Consider the following 25,611-nt stretch of genomic DNA (forward strand, 5'->3'; position numbering starts at 1 on the left):
TTTATTTCAGACACCTGCTTGCTGAGATATAGAATCTGTCATCAATTCCCGACACAGAGAATCGAAGACTTCTGTCGGAACCTCATCCTCCGTATACAAACTATAAGAATTGTCTTCATACTGCCAAAGCGCTAGTTGCCCACCCTGTACATCTGTCTGTACTGTGGCCTCCTGGTCTTTATTCCCCTGAACTGTCCGACTCTGGTCTTCTTCCAGCTTAGCAGTTTCTCCTTCCAAATCCTCCGTCTTGTTTGAAGAACGATAGCTGTATTCTGCGTCATTGAACACAAAAATTATCTCTGCGATTTTCTTATCAACGATATAATACTTGCTGTCCTGCGCTCCTGCCGGCACTTCAATATACGCGCCAACTTCCCGGAAGGCTTGATTACCCTCCACTTCTTTCATAGGATTTGACACTTCTTTAATTTCTTCCTGTTTCTTAGTACATCCTGCTAAAGTTCCTAGCAAAAAAATGAAAATAAATGTTAACTGTAAAATTTTCCTCATATCTTTTCTGCCTTTCTTTTTTTCTAAGCCAAACGCTCGTTTTCTCCATTCTTCCGTATTATTTTTCTCCATAACTGACGTTTTAGCTCTTTCTTCCCAATCATATAATATTTCTCCGTCTTTTTCCAGGCCAAATCCCACAGATTAGTTCCCCGCCATTTTAAGGAAGTGACACCTACTTTACTCGCTGTCACTACACCGACATACAATGAAAGGCCTCGCGGGAATATCCTCAGCCATACGAAAAAATGCCGTCCTCACAGCATACTCTTGCTGTGAAGACGACACCTGTAATCGAGCAACTTTAAGCTACCACTTTATATCCTGCATGTTCCACTGCTTTTTTGATCTCCTCGTCTGAGACCTGCCGCTCCATCTTAAGCTGAGCATTTTTTCTTTTATAACTGACCTTCGCCGACAGGCCTTCAATCTCATTCAAAGCCTCCGTCACCCGATTCTGGCAATTAACACAGCGCATTCCCTCGATACGAATCTCCTTTTGGTTCACAATCTGCCCTGTCAGCTTCTTCTTTTTCGGTTTAACCGTGCTTTCCCCTCCACAGCAGCTTCCTTCCCCTCGAAGATGTTTGAAAGAACCTCTTAGCCCTGCCAAAATTACCACGGCCAACACAACCACAATGACAATATTGGTAAACATCTCATCTCCCTCCCTTCTTATGTGTTAGCTATTTCTAACTCCTTTTCTGTCCCTATTTTATCACATCAAATTTCCCTGTCAATCCCTTCCTCTTAACCATTGTGACGCCTCCTTTCGATTCCGCCCTTGCTTTCTTTTTTCCTTTCCGTTACAATATAGACAGAATTTTACATAAGCTGCAAAGGAGTACAAATGATAGAGGCAATTATTTACGAATCCAACACGGGATTTACGGAAAAATATGCTCAAATGCTTTCCAAGAAACTGAACCTTCCATCTTGCCCTGCTGGAAAAATGAAAAAAACCTTCTCTCCCGGTATAGAAGTCATCTACATGGGATGGATCTGTGACAAGAGGATACGCGGCCTAGAAAAAGCTCAGAAATACCTTCGCATCGAAGCCGTCATCACTGTGGGAATCCTCTCCCCTACTCCAGGTTTTATCGCTTTGCTTCACCAGTACAACGACCTCATGGATTTGCCTGTCTTCTATCTTAGAGGCGGTATTCGGCGGGAAAAGCTTTCCATCTCTCAAAAACTTATTCTAAACTTGATGGCAAAAAAGCTGGCTGCACCAGTCAAGAGAGGCGGCCTGGACTCTATCTCTAACGCTGACTATCAGGTTGTAGATTCTATTTTACACAGTAACAGTTTTGTCAAAGAACAAAATCTCGAGGAATTTCTCTTTTGGTACCGTACACAAACCGAAGTGAATCCCTATAATAAACCTGTTATTTAGAATTTGTTTATGATTTTCCCAAAACCTTTAGGAATTTTCCATAATTTGCTCACATTTATATTGTATAGTATTACTTGGATAGATGAATAACCACTCTCTATCTCCCCCCTCAAACAAGTTAAAGACAAAACCAGACGATACACTCGTCTGGTTTTGTCTTTTTCCTCTCCTCCACTCTGGGAACGCTCATCAATTTTAATTTTCCACCCGCTCCCCTCCATGTACAAAGTCACAGAGACTTCTCAGCGCCTGCCGACAGATAGTGAATCTGTTCCCCCAGCAGCTTCTTTAGCTCTTCATAGGCTTTGACTCCCGTACAGTGGCAAGTATAGTACTCACAAGGCCTGCACATCAGATGGGATGCCAACTTCTGGTAGAATTCACAGCGTTTCTTTTCATCTTCCTCATAAATATTATTCAGATGAAGACCGCCGATTACCTGTGTCAGAGGGCCCCCTGGCAGCTCTTCTGCCTTACTCAGAATATTTACGATACCGTTATGAGCGCAACCGCAGACCAATACTCTTCCAGCCTCCTGATGTACCAAAAGATTCTGTTCATGTTCGAAAGTATCAAGTTCTTCTTTTCCATCCTTTTCCCAGTAAAGATTGTCATTGGCCGGAGATGCACAGATTCTTCCTCTCACTCCTGAGAACACTTCCAATTCTTCATCCAGACGGTAGCCACCTCTGTGTACAACCAACCTGGAATGATCCCTCAGGGCTGAATCCAGCCCTATATAGCGGATTCTCTTAGGATGAGCATCGTGGGCATAATATTTTCCAAACACTCCGGCCTGCACATGAACATCTGCTCTGGAATTCTCCTGTAAAAATGCACTCAGTCCGCCTCCGTGGTCATAATGTCCGTGGGATAAAAAAGCCACATCCACCTGGCTGATATCCACTCCCAGCCTCTTTGCATTTTCCAAAAAAGAGGCATCTGGTCCCATATCAAACAAAACCTTATGCCTCTGAGTCTCTATATATAAACTAAGTCCATGGCGGCACAGATACCTCTCTGATACCGCTGTATTTTCCATCAAAACCGTTATTTTCATTTTCTTCTCCATTTCCACAGACTTCTTTGTACTATTTCTTCTGATTCTTTTTCACTAGCTCCATGATCTCATGATATTTACCCGTCACATATCCATAATTTTCCCGCCTATGAGGTAACATGCACTTAGAACAATCCTTAATCCCTCCGTCTAATATTCTGAAATTGCCACCGCATTTATCTCCTAACGCATACAGAGGACAATAACAGAACAGACAATTAAAATTCTCAAGGTCCTTTGTCTCATGGCACGGAAAGTACTCGCAATTTTTGTGACAAAAAAAAGAGAACTCCTTGTCCTCCCAAAACTCTTTCTTCTCTTTCATTGTGAACTCCTCTTTAAGGGGGGTGCGATTTACTCCAGCGCTAGACAGTTCGTTCATGAGTGCGCGGAGGGAACGAATGACCAGAGTAAATCGCCTGCCATTTAATCATGCATAATTCATATGAACAGGCGGATTCCATAAAAAGCATCTGTTCTTACAGATACGCATCTGAGATTGCGGATTATCTCAGAAGTGGCTGTTACACTTTACACGGAAGCTTCACCTCGCCATACTAAGCAGGTTTCCTGGCTCCAGGCTCATCGCTCTGTCTCTCCTTCTCATGCGCACTGCGCACAATGGATTCTCGAGACTTCACTCCTCTGATACAGTGACCGGATCGCTCAGGCATCTCACCTGATTCCCTTTTCCATCCATTCCCACAATAAATGGCTGGCACTTAATATGTTCATTATGGAATTATACAGGGTGTATTATAGCATTGTGGTACACCAATGTCAAGTGCTATTGCCGAATTTCCTACAAATATTGTAACAGTTCAACCATATAGTGTGACAAGGGGCTTACCCAGCATACGAGCCCTCTTGCCGCCTATCGGCAGCACCTCCAAAAAGTATAAGCTACAGATTGCTCCGTGCATCGCACTCCCGCAATCCTAACAGGCATTCACACTCCGGCGCATACGCCTGTGTGCTCACACAGTAAAAAGCCGCTGCAAAATAGCCTTGAACTATCTTGCAGCGGACTCTCAACTCAATTACATAACTCTTCTTACTGAAAGAATTGTACGGTAAGCCGCATTGTCACTAATCTTGATACCACCTGCTGGATATGGAGCACTATTGGATGCGTGAACAATCCTGCCACCTCCAAGATAAATTGCCACATGTCCGCCGTAGCAGATCAAGTCTCCTGGCTGTGCCTCTGAGTAAGAAACCTCTGTTCCCACGTTCATCTGGTCATAGGAAGTTCTCGGAAGACTCACTCCAAAATTTGCATACACACTCTGAACAAAACCTGAACAGTCAGCTCCATTTGTAAGGCTTGTTCCACCGTATACATAAGGATTTCCCACAAACTGTGTAGCATAGTCAGCTACCGATGAACCACTTCCAGAATAACTTACAGAAGAATCTGTACTGCCTGACTCACTGTAGTCTGTGTCCTCCACAGTGTTGTCCTCATCGATGACATTTCCATACTCATCAGTAACCACATCCTCAGAGCCATCCTCCTCATAAGTGCCATCTTCTTCTGTGTAATCTTCTTCACCGTCTGCATCCTCAGCATCAGTATCTTCTTCCTGATTATTTGCCTCCTCGGCAGCAGCTGCAGCAGCCGCAGCTTCCGCTTCTGCCTGACGTCTCGCCTCTTCCTCAGCGGCAATCCTCTCAGCTTCCAGTCTCTGAATCTCTGCCGTCTGTTCTTCCAACAAGGCTGCATATTCATTGGCCTGCTGTTGTGCATAAGCAATCTCATTGCTTGCATTGTTAGCCGCACTCTGTTTCTCACTAATCTGTACTTCCAGGTTCGCCTGATTTGCCTCCTGCTCAGCCTTCATGTCTTCCAGCTCAGCTTTCTCTCCATTCAACTGCACGCCCAGAGTTTTGATCTCCTTGATCGTCTCCACATATTTATTTAAAGCGTCACGGTCATATTTATACATCTTCTGAGTATACTCAGCCTTGTTCAATAACTCAGACAGATCATTAGAATCCAACATCAGGTTATACCAGGCATTGCTTCCGCCATTCTCATACAGATACTGAATTCTGAGCTTCATCGCCTCGTACTGCTTCTCTTTGTTAGCCTTTGCTCTCTTTAAATTCTTTCTGGTCTTTTGAATCTCTGCTTCCTTATTGGAAATATCCGTATTCAAAACCTCAATATTAACCATTGTATTTACTAAATCCTGATCCAAAGACGCAATCTCCGCATTCAGTGATTCGATCTGAGCTCCCAAATCATTAATATAACTGTATGTAGCATCCAGCTGACTGCTAGTATATGCCGCTTCTTCTCTTAATTCTTCTTCTCGTGATGCACTAACAGTCATCACCTGACTTGCACTTATTAAGAGTGCCAATGTTAAGCACACAATTCTTTTTTTCATAATTCACACCCTTCGTAAATTTTCTGGACGGATATTTAATATATCCGTAACATTTTCTTTACTTCTCCTACATATTAACACAATATTACAAAGGATGCAAGCCTAAAATTAATTTTTTTAAAAACTTTGTAACAATTTCGTTGCGTTTATTTTATATTATTCCGGGAGATGTTTCGATATGAAGGGCCAAAATCTATCAAGCTTAACACTATGTTTTCAGATTCTCAGCATATATTCACAGTTCCAATGCAATCTTCATCATACTATGAAAGCTCTCCTGCCTTTCCTTCGCGCTTAGGGATTCCTTCCGGTACAGATGGTCTGAGATTGTCAACAGACACAGGGCCTGTTTTCCTGCTCTGGCCGCATTCATATAGAGAGCAGCCGCTTCCATTTCAACACATAAAACTCCCATCTTCTTCCACTGCTCACTGCTCACTTCATTGTAAAAAACATCGCTAGAAAGAATATTTCCCACATGCACAGGCGTCCCTTGTCTCCTCGCCACGTCCACAGCCTTTTCCACCAGCTCATAGCTGGCAATCGGCGCAAAGGTTCCCGGAAGCTGATACTGATGAGCATAATTGGAGTCTGTGCATGCCCCCAGACCTACGACCACATCCATCACTCTCAGATCATCCTGAATTCCACCGGCAGAACCAATTCGAATGATCTTATCCACATCATAAAAGTGAAACAGCTCATAGGAATAGATGCCAATAGAAGGCATTCCCATACCGCTTCCCATGACAGAGATCTCCTTACCATGATAGGTACCTGTATATCCAAACATATTTCTTACAGTATTAAAGCAGATGGGATTTTCCAAGTAAGTCTCCGCTATCACTTTTGCCCGAAGCGGATCTCCAGGCATCAGCACAGTTTTGGCTATCTCTCCCAGTCTGGCTCCGTTGTGCGGCGTCGGTGTCATTTCCATTTCCATTACCTCCTGACTCTCTCTTTCTCCCCAGCTTACAAAAACACATGCACTCCTCAAAGAATGTCTTTCGTGCCTTTATTCGCTGAAAGTATCTGTCTCCATTATACAAAAATACCGCTGCAAAAGAAAGACTCTTTTGCAGCGGCACGCCATTGTTTCTCCCTTGCCACTCTCTTCTGCGTCTGCCACCTTTATACTTCTCCAAACAAATCAGCTAGAATCTCGGCAGCATCCATGCTTAGATATCCATCTGGATCAGACAGTACAGAACTCTTCCAACGCATCGTGTTACATCCGCTGAAATAGGTAGCGTAACCTGTAGAACTGCCCAGTCCAAATTTATTTACAGTACTTGAATAATATTTTTTCATATATTTCCTAGCGAGTGAAATCGCCTCGCTGCTGTAATTGCCTGAAGGAGTAGGCGTTCCCGCAATCTGTACGCATGGAGGCGTAGAATGGACGATCACATAACTGCCATCATCACATTGTCCTAACACGATCCATGCATGTCCCGGACTGCTGGCCACATCCCCAGCCTTAAACTGGCCACGGTAATTATTCTTTTTCAAGGTCGCCTGCGTCCGTTTGGTTCCCCATCCAAAACCAGCGTAAGTCGCTGCCACTGAGTCTGCACTGGTAGCATATCCTGCCCCAACACCACTCTTCGTCTGCATGACGTTGTAGGTAGACCAGGCTACAAAGCCCGAACAATCCAGTCCTTTTGCTCTGGTAGCCACACTCAAATCTCGATAATCATTATAGTCATAGGAACCTGAATTTGCGTCATACCACTGTTTCCATTTCGGATACAGTCCTTTGTATGTGACCGTGGGCTGAGCCCATCCGCCACCCCATACATACAAGGTGGAACCTACCGGCTTCAAAGCATTTAGCAGATAATTCTTCACCGTCTTGGAAGAAGTAGGTTGCTCTGCTGAACCTTCCGACGGCTCCTTAATCAACACTCCATTACTGGAAAACTCATATTTTTTTCCGTCTATCGTCTGCTTTCCGGTTGCCATCACACCATCGCTGAAGAAATAGCGTCTCTCACCTTTTCCATTCTTCATCCAACAGTCAAATACACGGTAACCATTCTTTATGTAGTAATAATCACCGTCAATTTTCAAATAGCCTTTCATCACTCGGATACCGGTCTTCTGGTAATAATATCGGAACTTTGTCTTTCCAAACTGGGCCCAGCCCTTTACCATCTCTCCGTAGGTGTCCTTCATTTTACTAAAATATCTGGCATCACCTTTTGCATTCTTTACCTCACCGGTGCGCATCTTTCCAGTACTCTGGTGGAACCAGTAGGTTTTATCCCCCTGATAAAGCCATCCACTGTGACGAACACCATCTGTCCCAAAATAGTACCGGGAACCGTTGATATTCCACCAATTAGTCGCCATGACGCTTCTGCTGCTGAAATAATAGGTCTTACCGTCAATGGTCTTAAAAGCTTTTTTCACTGCTTTTCCATTAGACTGAAAATAGAGATAGTAAGTTTTTCCGCCGCTGACATTCTTTCCCCAGGTATTGGTCCTCATGGCTCCGTCTGTTCCAAAATAATACCAATAGCCACTGATCCACTTACATCCTGTTGTCATCAACTTTGTAGAAGGATTGAAATAATACTTTTTCTTTCCTATAGTCTGCCAGCCAGTGCAAGCTTTTCCGTTCTTGTAATAGTACTTTCCCTTGGCCGTAGTCTCCCAACCACTCTTGGTCTTCGTGGCCGCCTGTACCTCTGATGTCGTCGTCTGCAAAGTTACCCCGCCGGCGAAAAATAGCATCAGTAAAAGCAGACACCAGAATTTCCAATTACGTTTTCGCTTTCCCATAAAACTTTTTCCATCCTCTTCAAAATTCTTTTCATTTTCTTTTTGATTTTATGTACTTTTTTTTAAAGTTTTTACAAGTGTATTACATTTCTGTGATCTTATTATAGACCGATCTGGACCAAAGTGTCAATAAAAAAAAGACCTTTGTTAGATTTCCAACATAATTGAAAATTACCAAAGGTCTTTTTTGTTAGATTTTCACATTTTTCCTAAAATTACCTCAAATACCAAATCCCATCTGTGTATCGGAATCCTCTCTAGATTACAGCAAATGGCTACGAAGCTCTTCCGCACTCTTCGGGCTTAAATAAGCTGGAGGCACATCAAATACCGTCTTACACCCTGACTGTCCCTCCTGGCTGAAACGGTATGCTGCTCTGGCAAAAGCCGCTATGACAGAAGAAGTAAACTGAGGATTTGAATCCAATTTCAAGCTGTATTCAATCACATGATGATTCTCGTCCTCCCAGCCTGTACTTCCCGTGCGAATCACAAAACCGCCATGCGGAATTCCGCTGTGATCTCTTTTCATCTCCTCCTCAGTGATAAAATGCACAGTGGTGTCATATTCATCAAAGTAGTTCGGCATTGTCTTGATCTCATTTTCAATCCGCGCTAAGTCCGCACCTTCCTCAGCCACCACAAAGCACTCTCTTTTGTGTTTCTGACGAGTCGTCAGCTCAGGATTCTCCCCTCTACGGACAGCCTCTAAAGCTTCCTGAACCGGAATCGTATACTGTTTTCCATCCTTTACCCCGTCAATTCTGCGGATTGCGTCAGAATGGCCCTGGCTAACTCCTTTGCCCCAGAATGTATAATCTCTTCCCTCTGGAAGAATACAGTTGGCATACAGGCGGTTCAAGGAGAACATTCCTGGGTCCCATCCACAGGAAATAATTGCTACTTTATTATGCTCCCTTGCGGCTTTGTCCACTGCTGCAAAATGCTCCGGGATTTTTGCATGGGTATCAAAACTGTCCACCACATGGAACCACTTTACATACTCCGGCGTCTGTCTTGGAAGATCCGTAGCACTGCCACCGCACAAAACCAACACATCGATCTCATCTTTAAAATTCTCGATCTGGCTTACCGAGTAGACTGGCACTCCTTCTGTCAAAATCTTTAAAGATGCCGGCTCTCTTCTGGTAAATACAGCTTTCAGCTCCATGTCTGGGTTATGCTTCACTGCGCACTCAATTCCTCGGCCTAAATTTCCATAGCCCAGGATACCAATACGAATAGTCATAGTTCTTCCTCCTGCTTATCCATCTTTTTTCTTTTAAATTGTACTGGATGTCTCAGGAGTTGTCAATTCAAACCACTTTTCTCCTTATTCCGGCTGTCTGGTAGGAACAAATTTCGCACGGTTCATCAGTGGATGTTGAAGTTTAATCGCTCCCTCATCCTGCCTCGGACATGACATCACGCAAGCTCCGCAGTAATAACACTCCCCTGGATAAGCCACAATCGGCGGCTTTCCCTTCTCAGGGTTTGGAATCAAGATATCCACCTGGCACACTTTTGCACAGCGGTTACAGCCAATGCACTGTGTCTCATCAAACAGAATTGGACGAACACTGCATGGCACTGGTGTTACTGTCATATCAATTTTCTTCACGTCTAGCCACCTCCTCGATATACTCCTGGTTTCTCTTCTCATATTCCTCTTTGAGATTTCCAAAATATCCCAGAGGCACGCTTCCCTCTATAATCTTTCCATTCTCCTGACGAATCGTTATGATTCTCTTATCTTCTTCCGGATCCATCTGAGGATAATCACTTCTTTGGAAAAACAGAGGAGCTGAACTGGATTTTCTTGCTATGCAGGCATGGAGAATCAGTTTCGCTACATCCAAAATGTCAAACACTTCATGGGCTCTCATCAGTTCATGAGGATTTTCGCAGGAAATCTGAGGTACGATATCTTTTTCAAAGCTTTCCAGCAAATCCAACCCCTCCTTCAAAAGATCATCACATTTCACGCCACCACAGTAGTTTTGCATAGCCTTTGCGATCGCCATATTCAGCTCTCTCCAGTCCATGCCTTCCTCCCGATACAGAGGCGCAAACAGACGTGCTCTCTCCCGATCGGCTTCCCCCGCATCATAGTCTTCCAACTGCACGGTGTCTGTGTAATCCGCAGCTTTTCTTCCCGCATAATGTCCCGTACAGCAGGCAAATCCTGCACAGTCTGATGCAAAAAGCTGATCTCCTGCTGCATAGATACCATCAATATTCGTCTTCATATCCCAGTCATTGAGAATACCGCCCGGAGCTCCGAACAGTTGCCTCTCCTGGTCCAGAAAACTTGCTGACTGCCAGCCAGTTCCATAAGACTGAAGCATATGCTTCGTAGGATCAAAGCCCCGGTCGTTATAGTTTTTCAAAATCGGAATTTTGGTCTTTCCTTCTTCTCCTACCATCATCCCCCAGATCACTTTCCGCTCAAATTCCGGCATACGGCTTAAATCTGCATAGAACGGCAATTGATAACCTCTCTTCATCAGTTCTTCAAAATCCACAGTCTCTGGTCCTCTGAACTCATATTTCGGATTGTCAATCACGCCACCTTTCAAAAAGAATTTTTGCCCCTTTGCAGGATAATAACGCTCTGAAACCGTCTTCAACTCATTGCCATCCCTGTCCACATAAGGAATCTCCACACCTCTAGCATCCACCATGGTAGCTGCATACCAGGTATTATGGTTATTTCCCGCTCCGTATGGCGGAAAGCTCCTGCCTGCTGCCGAGAACTCTCCACGAACAGACTTCTCCATCAGTGCAAATTCTATACCAGCTCGGAATCCCATCGCATGGCCACTTCCGATACTCTGTGGCGGACGAAACTCACTAAGCCCCATCATATCGGAATTGAACAGCCAGATTCTAGCTGGTCTGGACATGGTCAAAATCGTAGCCTTTGCCTTAAAAATCAAGAACTTTCCCGTATGTACGTTCATCCCCATCGCACCGATTCCACGTTTCTTTCCGTCTACTGTCTTCGTGAGCAGAGCGGTCGCTTCTGTGCGGTCGTAAATTCTCACCCCGACACGCTCCAACTCTTTTTTCAGAGCTGGCTTAAACGTAGAACCCCAAATACGCAAGGTGAATTTATTCTTATAGTCGTAGGCAAACATCAGCTTCGTCTTATCATCTCTGAATTCGGCTCCCTTGAACTCATCTTCCGTATCTCTGATCTTTCCTCCGTAGGACTCTACATCCAGCATTCGGTCATAGCCTTCCCTACAGGTGATATAATGAGCGATTCCGTTGGAGTAATAATCCTGTTCTTCCACGTAAGCCTCTGCGATTTCCTCAGGAGTCACCTGAGAACAAGGGTTCGTGCAGGCTGACTCCCAGTGATCCACTCCGGTACCTGCAGACCCGCTTCTCTCCGTAGCTCCCTTCTCCACGAGAATGACCGACTTGCCTTTCTGGGCTGCGGCGATAGCCGCAAAACAGCCTGCAAGACCGCCTCCCAATACCAGAACGTCACATTCAGCCACTTCCTCCTGTCCCACCTCATTAGGATAGGGCCATTGATAAGTCTTCATACCTTTTCCTCCTTTTTTGCCTCACGTTCCCGAGGCCTTTTGCGATGTCAAACATGCTCTGCCTTCTTACTGTTTTTTATTTTACTCTACTTCTATATGTTTTGCAATACACATTTTGCAAAATATATAATGCAAAATGCCTGTTGAACGAACTTCCCCTTTATGGTATAATGCCTTCAATAAACAAGAATCATTTTATCATTTTGAAAGGTGGCACGACCATGGCTCTAAACCGCAGCACATTATCCGAACAAATCTACGAAATTCTTCGCAACGATATTCTGACTCAAAAAATTCCCTGTGGTGAGAAGCTAACTCTCAATACACTAAAAGAACGCTTTCAGGTAAGTTCCACACCCATCCGCGACGCTTTGACTCGTCTGGAAAAAGATGGACTCCTTCAATATTATTCCAATATCGGCGTCAATGTGATTGATTTAAACGCCAAAGATTTAAAAGAATTATTTACCTTTATGGGAGATTTAGATGCCCTCGCTATTCGTTATGCATCAGACTATCCCCAGCAGCAGGAAGTTCGTCGCGCCCTGATTCAGAATCTGGAAGAAACCCAAAAATATCTGAATACCTCTGACATCAGGCAATGGCGTTCCTGTTCCGATGGCCTTCACCTTGTTTTTTATCAATACTGCGATAATTCTCGGCTGTGTTCCTCGGCACTTCAAATGCGCAGCCAGATTACGATTTATTCGAACCGTTATGAACGAGAAGTGGAAAACCGGGAAAAAGTATTTGAGGAACACCAAAAAATTGCCTCCGCTTTTCTAAACGGTGACATCGAGGGAGCAGTAAAAAAAATGCAGAGCCATCTGCAAGATTCTTTAGCGCAGGCTTTATGTCTTCTGTAAACAGTTATGCTTTAGAAAAGAGTTTTCTCGCATTATCGTAGCAAAGTATTTCCCATAACATAAAAGAACGCCGCGCCATCTCTATCAAACCTGCGAATCAGCTGATTTGACGGAGGACGGCACGGCGTCCTTTTTATTTAGAATGTATTTTTTGTCAGCTCCACAAGCGGTCCAATGCCGCACCAAAAGCCTCTCATCTGTCTTTGGAATAAAACTTCTCTGTATGATTCATATACCTGCGCAACAAAAGCACAAACCCCACAGTAATCAAAATTCCTTTTAAGATACTAGAAATGCTGATACTCCACCAAATTCCATTCAGTCCCAAAACCGTAGCCGACAAGGCAACTGCCATCGGAATTCTAGCCACTGTCAGAACAATTCCCGTAGCCGCAGGAAAAACCGGTCTTCCAAGTCCTTGAAACGCTCCGCTTGACGTGATTTCCATACACATAAACAACTGTGAAAATCCTATAATTCTCAGATAATCCACACCCATAGGCAAAATATCTGCCTCTGTGATAAAAATTCGGAAAAACACCTGCGGAATACAAATTAAAGCTAAACTTGTACAAATTCCCCACACTGTGATGATCCCAGCCGCAGTATAATATCCTCGGCGAATTCTCTCCTTTTTTCCCGCTCCAAAATTTTGCGCTGTAAAAGCGTTTACCGCCGACGCAAAACCATCGGCTGTCATCCAGGAGATCGACTCGATCTGGCTCCCTACTTTCTGGACAGCCACAGCCGCGTCTCCCCAGCCTGCGATCAGCCTGGCAATAATCATGGAGATAGCTGAAAATATAATATTCTGAATTGAGCCGGGAAAACCAATCCGAATCACTTCTTTATAATGTCGGAAGCCAGCAAATTTCCAAAGTCTCACTTTCTGAAAAATCCTACTGTCCCCCATCACTACTAACATATAGAGAAAAAATACAATTGCCTGTGCTAACACCGTGGCTATGGCTGCTCCCGCCACTTTCAAAGCGGGCAGCGGGCCTATTCCGAAAATGAGTGCCGGGTCTAGGAGGAAATTAATCGCCAATCCCACTGTCGTAACTTTAAAAGTCACGATACTATTCCCCATAGCTGTAAAAAGTCCAGAAAAAATCTGATTCATAAAGGTAAAAATCATTCCCGCACCTACGATAATCAGATAAATTCTCGCGTCATTAGACACACTTTCATGATTCAGCTTAAAGAATCCAATCAGTCCTTCGTTGCCAAATGTATAAATCAAAGTCACCAGAGCAGCTAAAAATATCCCCAGTTGAATTCCCGTCTGTGTGTATTCCACTGCCCGTTGCTCATGGCCTGCTCCTAAAGTTTGCCCTACTTTTACCTGGGCTCCCAGTCTCGGAACCGCCGCGATTCCATTGGAAAGCCACATAAACATGCCGCAGACTCCCACTGCTGCCACTGCATTGCTGCCGATTCTTCCAATCCAAATCATATCTGTCAAATTATATGCCATCTGGATTAGGGACGTTCCCATAATTGGAAGTGCCAACTTAGCAAGAGAACCGGCTATAGGGCCGTCCAGTAAATCCACACTTCTTCTCACTGCTCTTTTCCTTTTCTTTCCATGAAATATTCCTTCATATTATAAGTCGCCTTCTTATATTCTGTCAATATGGTAAAAGTATCTAGTTTCAAATCCACAGCTCCCCTGCCATGCTGCCCAGCTTCACTGCTAACACTGCTTTTTTTGCTCCAAGGCCTCAGAAATCATCTGAATCTCGTCAGGCCGCACACAGTACCGGGAATCTCCTGCCAGAATCTCTTCCCTACAGACTTTCAGACTCACCCAATGGACAGACTCTACCTCGCCATCCTGAAAAACCAACTTCTTCGTATCCATAGGTTTCTCATAGAGATACAAACTTGCAATTTCCCTGTCATAGTAAGGTTTTCCATGAAAATTTTCTTGCACCACACCTTTTCGAAGCCGAAGAAATTCCAAATCTTCTGGCTTCACGCACAGTCCCAATTCTTCTCTCAACTCCCTCACTGCTGCAGCGAGCGCGTCTTCTCCTGCCTGCCGGTGCCCTGCAGAGGATATGTCGTATTTTCCCGGAAAAGATTCCTTTTGCTCAGAGCGCTTTTGAAACAAGAGCTCCCACTCATTCTCTCTCCTGCGCACAATCCAAGTATGTACTGTCCCATGCCAGTCTCCGTCTCTGTGAACCAGAGATCTCTCTTTGATTCGTCCGGCAGAACTTCCGTCCTCATTTAAGACCTCAAAAAGCTCCAATTCTCGCCCATCCAGCTCTGCCTTTAGCAGAAGATTTCCGCGATATTCCAGTTTCAAAGAGAAAAACGGCCTTTCCTCGGCCAGATAATTCAAAAAGATCTCATCTCCGTCCCAGAGGTTTAACTCATTCAGTCGTTCCTTACGAACCCATTCCAGACACCCTTCCTCACAGTCTGTCATCTCTCCTTGAAATCCTTCTGCCGTGTACAGACACATATACTCCGTGCCAAAGCCTTCCTGGGTGAAGGTCACCAATCCACGGAATTTCCAGGAAGTCAGTGTCAGGCCCGTCTCTTCTTTCACCTCTCGCAACAGACAGTCCTCCGGACTTTCTCCTAATTCAAAATGTCCTCCGACACCAATCCACTTGCCCTCATTTACGTCCTGCTTCTTTCGTACTCTGTGCATCATCAGATAGCAACCATCCTTTTCCAGATAGCACAACGTCGTTAAATTACTTTTTTTCATAAATTCATCCGTCCTGTCTTTGTACTTCTATTCGTTCTGCCAGGTCGTTGAGATAGACCCAGCGTTCCATTTTTTCTTCCAGTTTGGCCTCGGTCTTTTCTTTTTCTGTCGTCAACTCATAGAGTTTTGCAGAATTTGTGGCATTGGCCAGAATATTTTCCTCTAGTTCTTCTAATTTCTCCTCCAGTTTCGCAATCTCATCGTCGATCGTCTCAAATTCCTTTTTCTCTTTAAATGTAAATCTTAACTTTTCCGGTCGCTTCTGTTTCCAATCCTTTCCAGTCGCTTTCTTCTGATTCTCTACTTTGGGAGCGGATGTCTCCCTCTGAGCCTGATTTTCCCGTCTTCTCTTCGCCTCCTTGTAGTCCGTGTAACCACCCTCATATTGAGTGAGGTGCCCCTCCCCGTCAAATTCAAAGATACGGTCCACCACATTGTCCAAAAAATAACGGTCATGAGAGACTGTGATCACAATTCCTGAAAAAAAGCTGAGATAATCTTCCAAAACTGCCAAAGTAGGAATATCCAAGTTATTTCCCGGCTCATCCAAAAGCAGCACATTGATCTTTCCACACAGCACGCTCAAAAGATAGAGTCTTCGTTTTTCACCCCCTGAGAGCTTTCCGATAGGGGAATACTGCATATCTGGCGTGAAAAGAAACCTCTCTAAAAGCTGGGAGGCGCTGATTTTTCCCTCGCTAGTCTCAATATACTCGGCAATATCCTTGACATAATCGATTACCCTCTGTCGGTCATCCATATCCTGTTCTTCCTGTGCAAAATATCCAATCCTCACAGTCTCACCCACCTGGATTTCCCCTGCATCCGGCGGTACAATTCCCGCAATCATTTTCATCAGAGTGGATTTCCCACAGCCATTTGGCCCTACAATTCCCAATCTCTGATTTCTCAAAACAATATAGTCAAAATCTTCCACAATCACTTTTTCGCCGTATCTCTTGCTGACATGATGCAGTTCTATGGTTTTCTTCCCCATCCGAGTACTCACAGAATCCAGCTCCACCGCTTGTTCCTGCACCGGAGTTCTCGCGTTTTTTAATGCCTCTAAACGCTCTAAGCGCGCCCTTTGCTTCGTCGATCTGGCACGGCAGCCTCTTTTTGCCCATTCCAACTCCATCCGAAGAACGCTCTGCCTTTTTCTCTCTGACGCCAATTCCATCTGCGCGCGTTCCGCCTTCTGCTCCAAAAATTGGGAATAATTTGCACTGTAGCTGTATAGCTGGCCATGGCTGATTTCCAAAATTTTATTTGTGACTTTGTCCAAAAAATACCGGTCATGAGTCACCATCAAGACAACACCTTTAAACTCCTTTAAGTATTCTTCCAACCAAGAAATCATCTCGTCATCCAAGTGATTTGTGGGTTCATCCAGCAGCAAAATATCAAAGTCCGATGCCAGAACTTTTGCCAACGCGACTTTTCGCCTCTGTCCTCCGGACAAATTCTCCAAAAGCTCCCCATACTCTGTAATTCCCAGTTTATTTAAAATACTCTGCACTCTCCAATTCTCATCCACCTCCTGTGTATAAGACATCACGGTCTCCCCGGGCAAAAAGCGGGGATTTTGAGGAAGATAGGCAATACTCCGTCCATTTTGACGGACAATCTGTCCTTCATCCGGCTCTTCCTGTCCTGCTACTATTTTCAGTAACGTGGACTTTCCCGTCCCATTGATACCTATAATACCGATCTTTTCCCCTTCCTGGATGCCAAGAGAAATATCATCGAAGATCACTTTCTCACCGTACACTTTATGGACATGTTCTATATTTAATATATTCATCTAAGACACTCCTCTAATTCATGATAACATTCATAATCATATCGGATTTCCACCGGAACGTCAACGTTACACTTTGCGCGCTACCGCAACACCGCTTTGCGATGAATTACCTTTACACAAAACAGACTGCCTGATATCTTCTGGGCTGTAAAGCTCAAAGACATCAGGCAGCCTTCTTCTGCCGGCGGCTCCTTTCGGATTTCAAAAGAGAATCTCATTCATGTGCACTAAACGGATTGCTGGAATTATCCTGGTCAATATTAGAGGCCCACTGTCTCAGACGGGCATACTCCTCTGCCTGGACGGAATCATTGGGATTGTACTGTACGTCCGTCGGAAACATCGCGATATATTTCTTGTTCTCCGTCAGACATGCAATCTTATAATTCGGAAAATTCTCATACCCATTTTCCCCCCAGTCAAAGGCCATCAGCGTGACGACGGTTCCCCCATGGCCAGAGTCATGAGCTTTGGGGTAATAGATCTTCAGACTGTCTCCTTCTGCATTGGCTTCCCAGCCTATCAGACCATTATTGTAGTCTTCTGCATTGACGTACAGGGTAATATAATCCCCCTGTAAAAAGACCAAGCCCTGACTCGTCCATTCCCGAAGCCCTGCGTCAATGCGGTAACTGTCGGAAGACACCGAACTTGGCTGGGTCGGCACTGCTGTCGGCGCCTGGGTCGGTGTACTCGTCGGAGCGGCCGTCGGTGTCGGCTTTTCAGTGGGCGCCGCTGTAGGCTTTCTGGTCAGCGCCGGAGTCTCCTCCTGAACAGGCAAATCCTCTGCCGCCGCAATATCCCTTGACTCTCCTTTTTTCTGCCCGAGCTTCATCCCAATCAGAAAAACACCCAGACCGACTACGATTACGAGCAAGACTGCTACAGCCCCCAGTAAAATCCCTGTCTTTTTATCCCTGTTCACTGCCCTCCTCCTCTCTCATTTTGCCGTATTATCTTTTTAAAAACTCCATCAACCCCTCATAAGAATCTCTGGCGCTTTCATACCCCTCCTCATACAGCTCCCTCAGTTTTTCTTTATCCTTTTCAACCCGCCCTATCTCGATGGGTTTTTTCGGCTGAATCACGAAAATTTTTCCCATTTTCCGACCCTTTTCAATAAATTCCAGGGTTTTATTATACCGGACATGGCGATATTCCATCTGCTTGATTAGATTTGGATATTTTTTGTAACGCAGCCGAAAGGCTGCCATCCCTCTAGACGGAGTCTTTCGGTATGTGGCGTCTCTGGTCAGAACCACCACATTTTTCTCATTTCCATTTCTCATGGATTGGATGACTGGAATAGAATCGCTGATTCCACCGTCCAAATATAGCTGTCCCTCAATCTCCACCATCCGTGATACCATCGGCATAGAACTCGAGGCCCTCACCGCCTGTATGTCCTTGTCCATCCTGCGAAGTCGCATATATTCTGCCTTCCCTGTCTCACAGTTCGTCACTACCGCATACGCCTTCCCCGGATACTTTTGAAAAGTCTCGTAATCATACGGATCCAGCTCATCCGGTATGATTCGGTAAAGCATATCCGCTCCGAACAGATCTCCGGTCTTTATCAGACTCTCCACACTACAGTACCTAGGATCCTCCAGATAGTCTGTATTTACTCTAAGAGATCTGCCCCTTTGTTTGGACAAATAACTACACGCATTGCAAATCCCTGCCGAAACCCCATACACTTCCTGAAACTCCATGCCAAGGTCGATGAAATAATCCAGGACTCCTGCGGTAAACAGTCCCCGCATTCCTCCGCCCTCCAAAACCAAGCCAGCTTGGTACATCACACTCACTCCTGTTCTGAATAAAAAATCACGCGAATCTCAGTGCCTTTCCCTTCCTCACTGTCCAATTCCATGGAAGCATTGCTGCCAGCCACAATATGTTTGACAATAGCCAGCCCCAATCCAGTTCCACCGGTAGATTTGGACCGGCTTTTGTCCACCCGGTAAAACCTCTCGAAGATTCTCTCCTGATGTTCTTTTGGTATTCCAATTCCGGTATCTTTCACCGAAAGAATCACTTTCTTTCCGCTGGGCCTGACTGTCACATAGACGCTTCCGCCTTTATTATTATAACGTATCGCGTTGTCACAGAGATTGTATACCAGCTCCTCCATTTTCTGTCTGGTGGAAAGCACCTGACAACTCACACCTAATAGGGCCAAATTCACTTGATGTTTCTCTGCTTGTAATTGTAACATAGCGACACATGATCTGGCAACCTCGTAGAGATCCACCATCTCTTTTGTCTCCTCGAGCTGCATGCTGTCTAACTCAGACAGATGAATCACATCATTAATCAATGTCAAAAGACGGTTGGAGCTGTGGTGAATCTCTTTGGCAAAGCGTACGGCAGCCTCCCCTTCTGCCATCCGGTTTTCAATCAGTTCCGAGTAGCCTGAAATCGCCGTCAGAGGTGTCTTCAGCTCATGTGACACATTCGCCGTGAACTCCTGTCTTATCCTCGCATTCTGTAAAATATCCTCATGCTGCTTTTTGATTGTCTCCACAAATGGCCTAAGTTCATCGTAGATCTTCTTTTCTCTCAAACTATCCATATCTGTCGCCAAAGCCTCAATCGGTGAAATCAGGCTTCTCGTCAGAAAGTAGGCAAGTATCACACATAGCAGCAAAATTCCTAGACAAATGCCAAGCAGCGCCGGAACAGCCTCACTAATCATCTTCCAAATACTGCCTGCCTCTCTAGCCACCCGCAGTACATCCCCATTATCCATACGCAGGGCATAATAAAAAGTATTTTTATCCATGGTCTGAGATCTGCGCACTGCCTCTCCCTCACCAGTCTTAAAGGCATCCTCGATTTCCGGTCTGCTGCCGTGATTATCCATCTCTCCCTCATTGGCATCGCTGTCATATGTCACTTCGCCGTCCTTAGAAATCACCGTCACCCTCAAATTATCTACCTGAAATGAGGTATCGTCCGTCTTATTATTCTCGAAAGGCAGCGTCTTATTCAAGACATGGCCATAGGCCTCCAAATCTTCCATAACCTGTGCCTGAAACACTTGGTAACATACAGCTGTCACCAAACCTAGAGTAGCCAACACTGCCACCAAAGCCACCACAAAAAATTGCAGATTAATTTTTCTTTTCATTTGACACCTTCTAATTCTCGTTAAATACATATCCCACGTTTCTCACCGTCTGAATCATCGCCCCCGCCTCCTTCAGCTTCTTTCGCAAAGTCTTGATATGCATGTCAATAGTGCGGGATTCTCCTTCATAGTCCGTCCCCCAGACACGGTTTAAAATTACATCCCTAGAAATCACAATCCCCGCATTCTGCATCAAAAGATGCAGGAGCTCATATTCCTTGTAAGTCAATTCACATGCTTTCCCGTAGGCACTCACCTTTCTCTTATTCTGATCCATCGTGACCGGCCCCACCTGAATCACTTCCTCCTCAGGTATAATCTGACTGCGCCGAAGCAAGGCTTTCACCCTGGAAATCAATTCCATCACCCCGAAAGGCTTCGTCATATAATCATCTGCCCCCATATCCAGGCCCTTCACCTTATCAATCTCCGTCGTCTTTGCCGTCACCATCAAAATTGGAATATGTTTCGTCATTCTGTCACTACGCAGCTTCCTCACAATTTCTAGGCCATCCTCATCCGGAAGCATAACGTCTAGAAGAGCCAGATCTGGTTTCTGACGCAACATCGCTGTATAAAAGTCTTTTGCACAGACAAAGCCCTGAATTTCATACCCCGCATTCTTCAATGCAAAACTCTCTATCTCTCTAATATTTTTATCATCTTCCACAACATAAATCAACGCCATATCTCTCTTCCTCTCTATTCTGTTTTCGCGGCCCCTTTCCGCTTTGCACGCCGAGCACAGCCGCCTGCGGCAGTTACCTCTTGTACAAATGCGCACCCACAGCGGAGTGTTTGTGTAATAGGACAGAACTTTCTCGCATTAGCGTGACAAGGTCTTTCCCATTACACGAAAAAAGGAATCCATCGCCTTTCCAACGGTATCTTACCATGAACCCTGAGCTGGAACGAGCCATTTCAAGTAAAATTCGTGTAAAATCCGTGTAAAGTATCACCAATGAATTCCTTTTTATAACGATTTCAAGACTCCCTTAAATCTGACAGCCTTTTTATATCTGATCTAAGACTAAGCGAATCTGTTCCTCTGAATGAAGACCAATCAGACGTTTCACCTCCTGGCCTCCTTTGAAGATGATGAGCGTAGGAATGCTCATCACCTGATACTGCTGCGCCAATCCCGGCTCCTGGTCCACATCTACTTTTCCCACCAAATAACCTTTTTCCTCCAGAGCATCCACAATCGGCGCCTGGCGTTTGCACGGTCCACACCAAGTTGCCCAAAAATCCACCAACACTGGCTTTTGTGCCCCGAGTACTTCTGCCTCAAAATTTCCACTTGTCAATACTTTCGCCATATTTTTTCTCCTTTTCATTTTCTGTTTCGTTGATGTTACAGTTCAGATCTCCAATATTCCACAAAGTGTTTTTGTGTATTTTACATAAAAATCGTTTTCCACACGGTCCTCACGGCATGCACAGCTATTTTTCTTTTTCCCTGCGCAGTTTTCGAATATAATGTCCTGCATGAATCCCTGCCACAGTTCCCTCATATACTGCCTTCGAAATCTGCAACAGCCCTCCGGTACAATCCCCCGCCGCAAAAATCCCGGGAATATTCGTCTGCATCTGTTCGTCCACTACAATCTCGCCCCGGTCTGTAATCTGCGCTCCGAGCTGTCTGGCTATCTCAGAACTCCCAGCTGTCCCCATTGCCACAAAAATTCCGTCAATCCCAACCGTATCCTGGTCCGCAAAACGTATCTGTTCCACCCGCTCGCTACCTTCCAAAGCCAAGATTTTTCTTTCCTCCACAGGATAATTATGCTGCCTAGTAAAACACAACGGCTCCCCGTTTGTCAAAATTGTCACACTTCCCGCCAGATGCACCAACTCATCGGCTTCATGCAAAGCAAAGTCACCGTTTCCCAAAACAGCCACATCTTTTCCTCTGTAGAAAAATGCATCGCAGACCGCGCAGTAACTCACTCCTCGGCCTTCTAACTCTTTCAGCCCCTGAATTTGGGGAGCTTTTCTCCTGGCTCCTGTAGCTAAGATTACTGCTTTCGTGGGAATTGGTTCTTCATTGGTGTCTATCATAAAATTTTCTTCCTCATGCACTCCCAGTACTTGCGTCTCCTTGAAACGCACTCCCATCTTTCGGGCCTGTTCCATTCCATTCTCGTGGAGTTCCTGTCCGGTCAAAAATTCTTTGTTTCCATAATAATTTTGAATTCTTTCTGCCTTCTCCAGAGCTCCCACCCCGTTTGTCAACACTAGTGGTGACAAGTTTCCCCGCACCGCATACAATGCCGCCGAAATACCGGCCGGTCCTGAACCAATGATTACAATGTCTTCCATATTGTACCCCTCAGACTATTCTCATTTTGCAGGAAACGATCTGCCTCTGATTTTTCACAATCCAGCCTATAAGTATTCTTATTCCCGCTACTTCTCTCCTATGTATTTAGAATTGCAAGGTTACGTATTCTCTATACACAATATTAACTTTTTTCGTCAAGAATTTCAAGTCTTTTCTGTTTTTTTATAGCAACAATTCATACATACAGTGCACGGGAAGCATAAAACATACTTGTATGTTTTTATGAACGGACATCTATATAAGCTGAGCGCCTTTCCATAAGTAACACGGTGGCGTCAGCCACAATAAGCGCACAATGCGGTTTTACGAATGACACTGGCTGAACTGTCGCTTCTTATATAATGATCGTAATAGTTCAGCCATGTGACTGATGATTTGGATCGCGGCTGGCTATGACAAAGCTTCCATCCATATATTTCCATTGAAACCAGAACATCCGTTCTGTATAATATAGACAAACCCATCAACGACAGACAAAAGCTGCGTCATTCTGTCTGCTATGGGTAATCTCATACACCGAAAGGAAGGAAAAATATGGCATTTCTCTATGAAAATGAAGTGGAACGTCACTGTGAACAAAAGATAACCGGAACATATCTGGCTGCGGCAGTGGACTGCTGGTTTCCTTCCACTGGAAAATTTTACCCCCGAATGATAAAATATCAGGATGAAAATCAAATGATTCAGTGCATAAAAGATATACAGGTTTTGTACTCTGAGCAAAAATATTACGCGGGAGTTCAAGCTAGAAAATTCCAATGCCAAGCAGTGGTAGACGGTTGGAAAAAAGAATTTATTCTCCTATTTTTTCCGGAAGACGGCACCTGGAACCTAATTTTTCCGTCCACCTAATGACAAGCTATGAAGAATTTTTGCTTCTAAATTGTAAACCTTTATTTGTGTTGAGTTGACAATCCTTCAAAACTTATGCTATAATAAACCTGCAAACAAAAAGACGAAAGGAATAAAAATGAACAACACGACAACCGTAAAAAACAGACCACAGAATAAAACGCGGGATATGGTCTATATTTCTTTTTTCGCCATAGTAATCGCCATTGGTTCTTGGATTTCCATTCCTACAATGATTCCATTCACTTTGCAGACTTTTGCAGTGTTCATCACTGTAGGAATACTCGGCGGAAAGCGTGGAGCAGCAGCCGTATCCCTTTACATTCTCCTGGGTGTGGTGGGAATTCCAGTGTTTGCCGGATTCAAAGGCGGCATCGGTGTACTGCTGGGAAATACCGGTGGCTACATTCTCGGCTTCCTTCTGACTGTCCTGGTAATGTGGGGAATAGAAAAATTGTTCGGAAAGAAAACTGTAACTTTATTTTTCTCCATGATCTTGGGCTTAATTGTCTGCTATGCCTTCGGAACTGCATGGTTTATAACCGTCTACATGCGAACCTCCGGCAACATTGGCGTGATGACTGTGCTAAGTTGGTGTGTGATACCGTTTATCCTCCCTGATCTAGTAAAAATAGCTCTGGCAATTCTAGTTTCCAAGAGGGTATCCCGTTACACGAAAATTGAAAACTGACCACTAGTTTTCGCTTGAAAAATAAAATTTCTCCTGTTATAATAATAGCGAAACGAGCGGTGTATGTCACGTAAGTCCAGTTGACATACACTGCTCGTTTTTATATGTCGGAACGACATTCTCACACTAAAGCGCGAAAGGCTTTTCCTACAATATAAACGTCCCACTATGCAGGGGAAAGTGGGCCTCCCTGCTTTACCCTGGGAACGGCTCGTTTCCGTTCCTAAAAAAATTCAGAAATGAGGTTATCGTAATGCCAAGAACAAAATTTCAAGAAATAATCTACGCAATTCTAATGACTTTTTTCATGGTTCTGGCCATGGAAATCTACAACGCTGGCTTGCACATGGGCGGTCTGACAAATCAGGGGATTCTCAATGCTCTGTCTGAGATGCCTATCATGTTCCCCATCTGCTTCGTGACAGGATTCTTCTTTATAGACCGCATCGCACCCAAAATTGCATTTCGTCTGGTGACACCTGGAAAAGACCTGCCATTTTTAGTGACTCTGACCCGCGCAGGTGTCACAGTCTGCCTGATGTGTCCGACAATGAGTCTCTGGGCAACCTTAATTTTCAGTCATGCAGGAACTGAGTTCCCCGCCATCTGGCTTCAGACCTTCGCCAGCAACTTTCCTATGGCACTTTGCTGGCAGATCTTTTTTTGCGGTCCATTGGTACGTTTTCTGTTCCGCACACTCTTTCAAAGACAACTGGCGGTATCTACCCAGTAAGGCGTTCTCAGCGGACAATCTGGGACACACCACACACTGACAGCCTACCTTTGCAGACACGAAAATGAATATCCCATTCCCCGTACTCCATGCCATAGATCCTATCAGGGTCTTCCTGGTAGGTGGGACGGGGATCATCCGCAAGGACCTCCAACAAAGCCCTTCTCTTCTGTTGCGGAATCTTATCCAACCAGTCTTTCGGAAAATCCACTTTCAATTTATGCTCTAAAATACGGTCCGTGAAACCGCCGGCAGCCTGAGGATGACTTTCCACATAGGCCAAATAAGGTTTGATATCGTAAATTGGAGTCTGATCTGCTAAATCCGCGCCTGCCACATAGAGCACCGGCCCTAACTTTTTATCCAACTCTACTTTCTCTAGCCGCACACAAGACAATCCCAGAGAATTGGGTCGAAATGGAGATCGGGTGGCGAACACTCCCATCCGCGTGTTTCCTCCCAGGCGCGGCGGACGAACAGTCGCTGTCCAGCCATCTCTGACCGCCATGGAAAACTGCCAGATCAGCCAGATATGGCTGAACTCCTCCAAACCTCTCACTGCATCTGGATTTCTATATGGAGCCTCAAATATAATTTTTCCTCTCAGTTCTGGGATTCTCCCACTCTGATGAGGAAGACCAAATTTCGTAGGAAAATCATTGTAAATACGTGCAATCACCTGCAAAGTATACCGACCATTTCCGTCTGACACAAAGCCTTCCCTTTTCCTATCTCTCATCCTCTTTCGCCTTCT

Annotated in this window: 26 protein-coding genes and 1 riboswitch; of the genes, 5 read left to right on the forward strand and 21 right to left on the reverse strand. The window is 44.8% G+C overall.

All coding sequences use genetic code 11. The features are described 5' to 3' along the window. Positions 1 to 6 precede the first annotated feature (6 nt). From BLHYD_RS13350 to BLHYD_RS13360, 3 genes are all read right to left on the reverse strand, one after another. Complete coding sequence (locus BLHYD_RS13350; RefSeq protein WP_155799567.1) at positions 7 to 510, reverse strand: hypothetical protein; 504 nt, start codon at positions 508 to 510, stop codon at positions 7 to 9. 23 nt (positions 511 to 533) lie between these two features. Next, complete coding sequence (locus tag BLHYD_RS13355) at positions 534 to 719, reverse strand: hypothetical protein (protein ID WP_148391254.1); 186 nt, start codon at positions 717 to 719, stop codon at positions 534 to 536. A 95-nt stretch (positions 720 to 814) separates the two neighbouring features. Further along, positions 815 to 1,168, reverse strand: coding sequence for a heavy-metal-associated domain-containing protein (locus BLHYD_RS13360; protein ID WP_005950261.1), 354 nt, complete (start codon positions 1,166 to 1,168; stop codon positions 815 to 817). Positions 1,169 to 1,360: 192 nt separating this feature from the next. Here BLHYD_RS13360 and BLHYD_RS13365 point away from each other — a divergent pair, with 192 nt between their 5' ends. After that, on the forward strand, positions 1,361 to 1,906 hold the full coding sequence (locus BLHYD_RS13365) for a hypothetical protein (RefSeq protein WP_005950260.1): 546 nt from the start codon (positions 1,361 to 1,363) through the stop codon (positions 1,904 to 1,906). 229 nt (positions 1,907 to 2,135) lie between these two features. On the opposite strand, the gene BLHYD_RS13370 is transcribed toward BLHYD_RS13365, so the two are convergent. From BLHYD_RS13370 to BLHYD_RS13405, 8 genes are all read right to left on the reverse strand, one after another. Further along, the gene (locus tag BLHYD_RS13370; protein WP_040350809.1) at positions 2,136 to 2,966 is read right to left on the reverse strand and encodes an MBL fold metallo-hydrolase; all 831 of its coding nucleotides are present in this window, start codon (positions 2,964 to 2,966) and stop codon (positions 2,136 to 2,138) included. A 31-nt stretch (positions 2,967 to 2,997) separates the two neighbouring features. After that, complete coding sequence (locus tag BLHYD_RS13375; RefSeq protein ID WP_040350744.1) at positions 2,998 to 3,291, reverse strand: cysteine-rich small domain-containing protein; 294 nt, start codon at positions 3,289 to 3,291, stop codon at positions 2,998 to 3,000. Between the two features lie 218 nt (positions 3,292 to 3,509). After that, a riboswitch (cobalamin riboswitch) is annotated at positions 3,510 to 3,707 on the reverse strand. Between the two features lie 299 nt (positions 3,708 to 4,006). Next, entirely contained in the window at positions 4,007 to 5,362 is a 1,356-nt protein-coding gene (locus BLHYD_RS13380; protein WP_260784527.1) for a C40 family peptidase, read from the reverse strand. Between the two features lie 235 nt (positions 5,363 to 5,597). Beyond that, on the reverse strand, positions 5,598 to 6,299 hold the full coding sequence (gene deoD, locus BLHYD_RS13385) for a purine-nucleoside phosphorylase (RefSeq protein ID WP_040350742.1): 702 nt from the start codon (positions 6,297 to 6,299) through the stop codon (positions 5,598 to 5,600). Between the two features lie 194 nt (positions 6,300 to 6,493). Next, entirely contained in the window at positions 6,494 to 8,149 is a 1,656-nt protein-coding gene (locus BLHYD_RS13390) for an N-acetylmuramoyl-L-alanine amidase family protein (protein WP_005950248.1), read from the reverse strand. Between the two features lie 262 nt (positions 8,150 to 8,411). Next, the gene (locus BLHYD_RS13395) at positions 8,412 to 9,398 is read right to left on the reverse strand and encodes a diaminopimelate dehydrogenase (RefSeq protein ID WP_005950246.1); all 987 of its coding nucleotides are present in this window, start codon (positions 9,396 to 9,398) and stop codon (positions 8,412 to 8,414) included. A gap of 84 nt (positions 9,399 to 9,482) precedes the next feature. Continuing rightward, positions 9,483 to 9,770 carry a 4Fe-4S dicluster domain-containing protein gene (locus BLHYD_RS13400; protein ID WP_005950244.1) on the reverse strand — a complete coding sequence of 96 codons (288 nt, stop codon included), beginning with the start codon at positions 9,768 to 9,770 and terminating at the stop codon, positions 9,483 to 9,485. Further along, positions 9,757 to 11,706, reverse strand: coding sequence for an FAD-dependent oxidoreductase (locus tag BLHYD_RS13405; protein WP_021845102.1), 1,950 nt, complete (start codon positions 11,704 to 11,706; stop codon positions 9,757 to 9,759). Before BLHYD_RS13405 ends, BLHYD_RS13400 begins: the two co-directional genes overlap by 14 nt. 221 nt (positions 11,707 to 11,927) lie before the next feature. On the opposite strand from BLHYD_RS13405, the gene BLHYD_RS13410 reads away from it, so the two are divergent. After that, on the forward strand, positions 11,928 to 12,572 hold the full coding sequence (locus tag BLHYD_RS13410; protein WP_040350741.1) for a GntR family transcriptional regulator: 645 nt from the start codon (positions 11,928 to 11,930) through the stop codon (positions 12,570 to 12,572). Between the two features lie 193 nt (positions 12,573 to 12,765). Here the strand turns inward: BLHYD_RS13410 and BLHYD_RS13415 are convergent, their stop codons facing one another. The 9 genes from BLHYD_RS13415 to BLHYD_RS13455 form a co-directional block, all read right to left on the reverse strand. Then, a complete protein-coding gene (locus BLHYD_RS13415; RefSeq protein ID WP_005950236.1) occupies positions 12,766 to 14,139 on the reverse strand; it encodes an MATE family efflux transporter in 1,374 nt (457 codons plus the stop codon). Positions 14,140 to 14,268: 129 nt separating this feature from the next. After that, positions 14,269 to 15,297 carry an NUDIX domain-containing protein gene (locus tag BLHYD_RS13420; RefSeq protein ID WP_005950234.1) on the reverse strand — a complete coding sequence of 343 codons (1,029 nt, stop codon included), beginning with the start codon at positions 15,295 to 15,297 and terminating at the stop codon, positions 14,269 to 14,271. A gap of 4 nt (positions 15,298 to 15,301) precedes the next feature. Further along, positions 15,302 to 17,101 (reverse strand): ABC-F family ATP-binding cassette domain-containing protein, encoded by a 1,800-nt coding sequence (locus tag BLHYD_RS13425; protein ID WP_005950232.1) that lies wholly within the window; start codon positions 17,099 to 17,101, stop codon positions 15,302 to 15,304. A gap of 214 nt (positions 17,102 to 17,315) precedes the next feature. Then, positions 17,316 to 18,026: a hypothetical protein gene (locus BLHYD_RS13430; protein WP_005950229.1), complete on the reverse strand. Its 711-nt coding sequence runs from the start codon at positions 18,024 to 18,026 to the stop codon at positions 17,316 to 17,318. A gap of 28 nt (positions 18,027 to 18,054) precedes the next feature. Then, positions 18,055 to 18,903 carry a patatin-like phospholipase family protein gene (locus BLHYD_RS13435; protein ID WP_005950227.1) on the reverse strand — a complete coding sequence of 283 codons (849 nt, stop codon included), beginning with the start codon at positions 18,901 to 18,903 and terminating at the stop codon, positions 18,055 to 18,057. A 5-nt stretch (positions 18,904 to 18,908) separates the two neighbouring features. After that, positions 18,909 to 20,237, reverse strand: coding sequence for a sensor histidine kinase (locus BLHYD_RS13440; RefSeq protein ID WP_005950226.1), 1,329 nt, complete (start codon positions 20,235 to 20,237; stop codon positions 18,909 to 18,911). Between the two features lie 10 nt (positions 20,238 to 20,247). Further along, entirely contained in the window at positions 20,248 to 20,925 is a 678-nt protein-coding gene (locus BLHYD_RS13445) for a response regulator transcription factor (RefSeq protein ID WP_005950225.1), read from the reverse strand. Between the two features lie 325 nt (positions 20,926 to 21,250). Then, entirely contained in the window at positions 21,251 to 21,556 is a 306-nt protein-coding gene (gene trxA, locus BLHYD_RS13450) for a thioredoxin (RefSeq protein ID WP_021845097.1), read from the reverse strand. A gap of 124 nt (positions 21,557 to 21,680) precedes the next feature. Further along, positions 21,681 to 22,559: an NAD(P)/FAD-dependent oxidoreductase gene (locus tag BLHYD_RS13455; RefSeq protein ID WP_005950223.1), complete on the reverse strand. Its 879-nt coding sequence runs from the start codon at positions 22,557 to 22,559 to the stop codon at positions 21,681 to 21,683. Between the two features lie 556 nt (positions 22,560 to 23,115). Here BLHYD_RS13455 and BLHYD_RS13460 point away from each other — a divergent pair. From BLHYD_RS13460 to BLHYD_RS13470, 3 genes are all read left to right on the forward strand, one after another. After that, complete coding sequence (locus tag BLHYD_RS13460) at positions 23,116 to 23,433, forward strand: hypothetical protein (protein ID WP_005950220.1); 318 nt, start codon at positions 23,116 to 23,118, stop codon at positions 23,431 to 23,433. Positions 23,434 to 23,551: 118 nt separating this feature from the next. Further along, entirely contained in the window at positions 23,552 to 24,124 is a 573-nt protein-coding gene (locus BLHYD_RS13465) for a biotin transporter BioY (RefSeq protein WP_021845094.1), read from the forward strand. Between the two features lie 253 nt (positions 24,125 to 24,377). Continuing rightward, positions 24,378 to 24,857 (forward strand): DUF2798 domain-containing protein, encoded by a 480-nt coding sequence (locus BLHYD_RS13470; protein WP_005950218.1) that lies wholly within the window; start codon positions 24,378 to 24,380, stop codon positions 24,855 to 24,857. Positions 24,858 to 24,864: 7 nt separating this feature from the next. Here BLHYD_RS13470 and tsaA read toward each other — a convergent pair whose 3' ends face one another. After that, on the reverse strand, positions 24,865 to 25,596 hold the full coding sequence (tsaA, locus tag BLHYD_RS13475; RefSeq protein WP_021845092.1) for a tRNA (N6-threonylcarbamoyladenosine(37)-N6)-methyltransferase TrmO: 732 nt from the start codon (positions 25,594 to 25,596) through the stop codon (positions 24,865 to 24,867). Positions 25,597 to 25,611: the final 15 nt, after the last annotated feature.

The organism is Blautia hydrogenotrophica DSM 10507 (assembly GCF_034356035.1).
In the GTDB taxonomy this organism is placed as follows: domain Bacteria; phylum Bacillota; class Clostridia; order Lachnospirales; family Lachnospiraceae; genus Blautia_A; species Blautia_A hydrogenotrophica.

Bases quoted from the DNA above. Each gene is read 5' to 3' on its own strand.
- BLHYD_RS13350 (WP_155799567.1), bottom strand. From the start codon at position 510: ATGAGGAAAATTTTACAGTTAACATTTATTTTCATTTTTTTGCTAGGA.
- BLHYD_RS13360 (WP_005950261.1), bottom strand. From the start codon at position 1,168: ATGTTTACCAATATTGTCATTGTGGTTGTGTTGGCCGTGGTAATTTTG.
- BLHYD_RS13365 (WP_005950260.1), top strand. From the start codon at position 1,361: ATGATAGAGGCAATTATTTACGAATCCAACACGGGATTTACGGAAAAA.
- BLHYD_RS13370 (WP_040350809.1), bottom strand. From the start codon at position 2,966: ATGAAAATAACGGTTTTGATGGAAAATACAGCGGTATCAGAGAGGTAT.
- BLHYD_RS13375 (WP_040350744.1), bottom strand. From the start codon at position 3,291: ATGAAAGAGAAGAAAGAGTTTTGGGAGGACAAGGAGTTCTCTTTTTTT.
- BLHYD_RS13380 (WP_260784527.1), bottom strand. From the start codon at position 5,362: ATGAAAAAAAGAATTGTGTGCTTAACATTGGCACTCTTAATAAGTGCA.
- deoD (WP_040350742.1), bottom strand. From the start codon at position 6,299: ATGGAAATGACACCGACGCCGCACAACGGAGCCAGACTGGGAGAGATA.
- BLHYD_RS13390 (WP_005950248.1), bottom strand. From the start codon at position 8,149: ATGGGAAAGCGAAAACGTAATTGGAAATTCTGGTGTCTGCTTTTACTG.
- BLHYD_RS13395 (WP_005950246.1), bottom strand. From the start codon at position 9,398: ATGACTATTCGTATTGGTATCCTGGGCTATGGAAATTTAGGCCGAGGA.
- BLHYD_RS13405 (WP_021845102.1), bottom strand. From the start codon at position 11,706: ATGAAGACTTATCAATGGCCCTATCCTAATGAGGTGGGACAGGAGGAA.
- BLHYD_RS13410 (WP_040350741.1), top strand. From the start codon at position 11,928: ATGGCTCTAAACCGCAGCACATTATCCGAACAAATCTACGAAATTCTT.
- BLHYD_RS13420 (WP_005950234.1), bottom strand. From the start codon at position 15,297: ATGAAAAAAAGTAATTTAACGACGTTGTGCTATCTGGAAAAGGATGGT.
- BLHYD_RS13425 (WP_005950232.1), bottom strand. From the start codon at position 17,101: ATGAATATATTAAATATAGAACATGTCCATAAAGTGTACGGTGAGAAA.
- BLHYD_RS13435 (WP_005950227.1), bottom strand. From the start codon at position 18,903: ATGTACCAAGCTGGCTTGGTTTTGGAGGGCGGAGGAATGCGGGGACTG.
- BLHYD_RS13440 (WP_005950226.1), bottom strand. From the start codon at position 20,237: ATGAAAAGAAAAATTAATCTGCAATTTTTTGTGGTGGCTTTGGTGGCA.
- BLHYD_RS13445 (WP_005950225.1), bottom strand. From the start codon at position 20,925: ATGGCGTTGATTTATGTTGTGGAAGATGATAAAAATATTAGAGAGATA.
- trxA (WP_021845097.1), bottom strand. From the start codon at position 21,556: ATGGCGAAAGTATTGACAAGTGGAAATTTTGAGGCAGAAGTACTCGGG.
- BLHYD_RS13455 (WP_005950223.1), bottom strand. From the start codon at position 22,559: ATGGAAGACATTGTAATCATTGGTTCAGGACCGGCCGGTATTTCGGCG.
- BLHYD_RS13460 (WP_005950220.1), top strand. From the start codon at position 23,116: ATGGCATTTCTCTATGAAAATGAAGTGGAACGTCACTGTGAACAAAAG.
- BLHYD_RS13465 (WP_021845094.1), top strand. From the start codon at position 23,552: ATGAACAACACGACAACCGTAAAAAACAGACCACAGAATAAAACGCGG.
- BLHYD_RS13470 (WP_005950218.1), top strand. From the start codon at position 24,378: ATGCCAAGAACAAAATTTCAAGAAATAATCTACGCAATTCTAATGACT.
- tsaA (WP_021845092.1), bottom strand. From the start codon at position 25,596: ATGAGAGATAGGAAAAGGGAAGGCTTTGTGTCAGACGGAAATGGTCGG.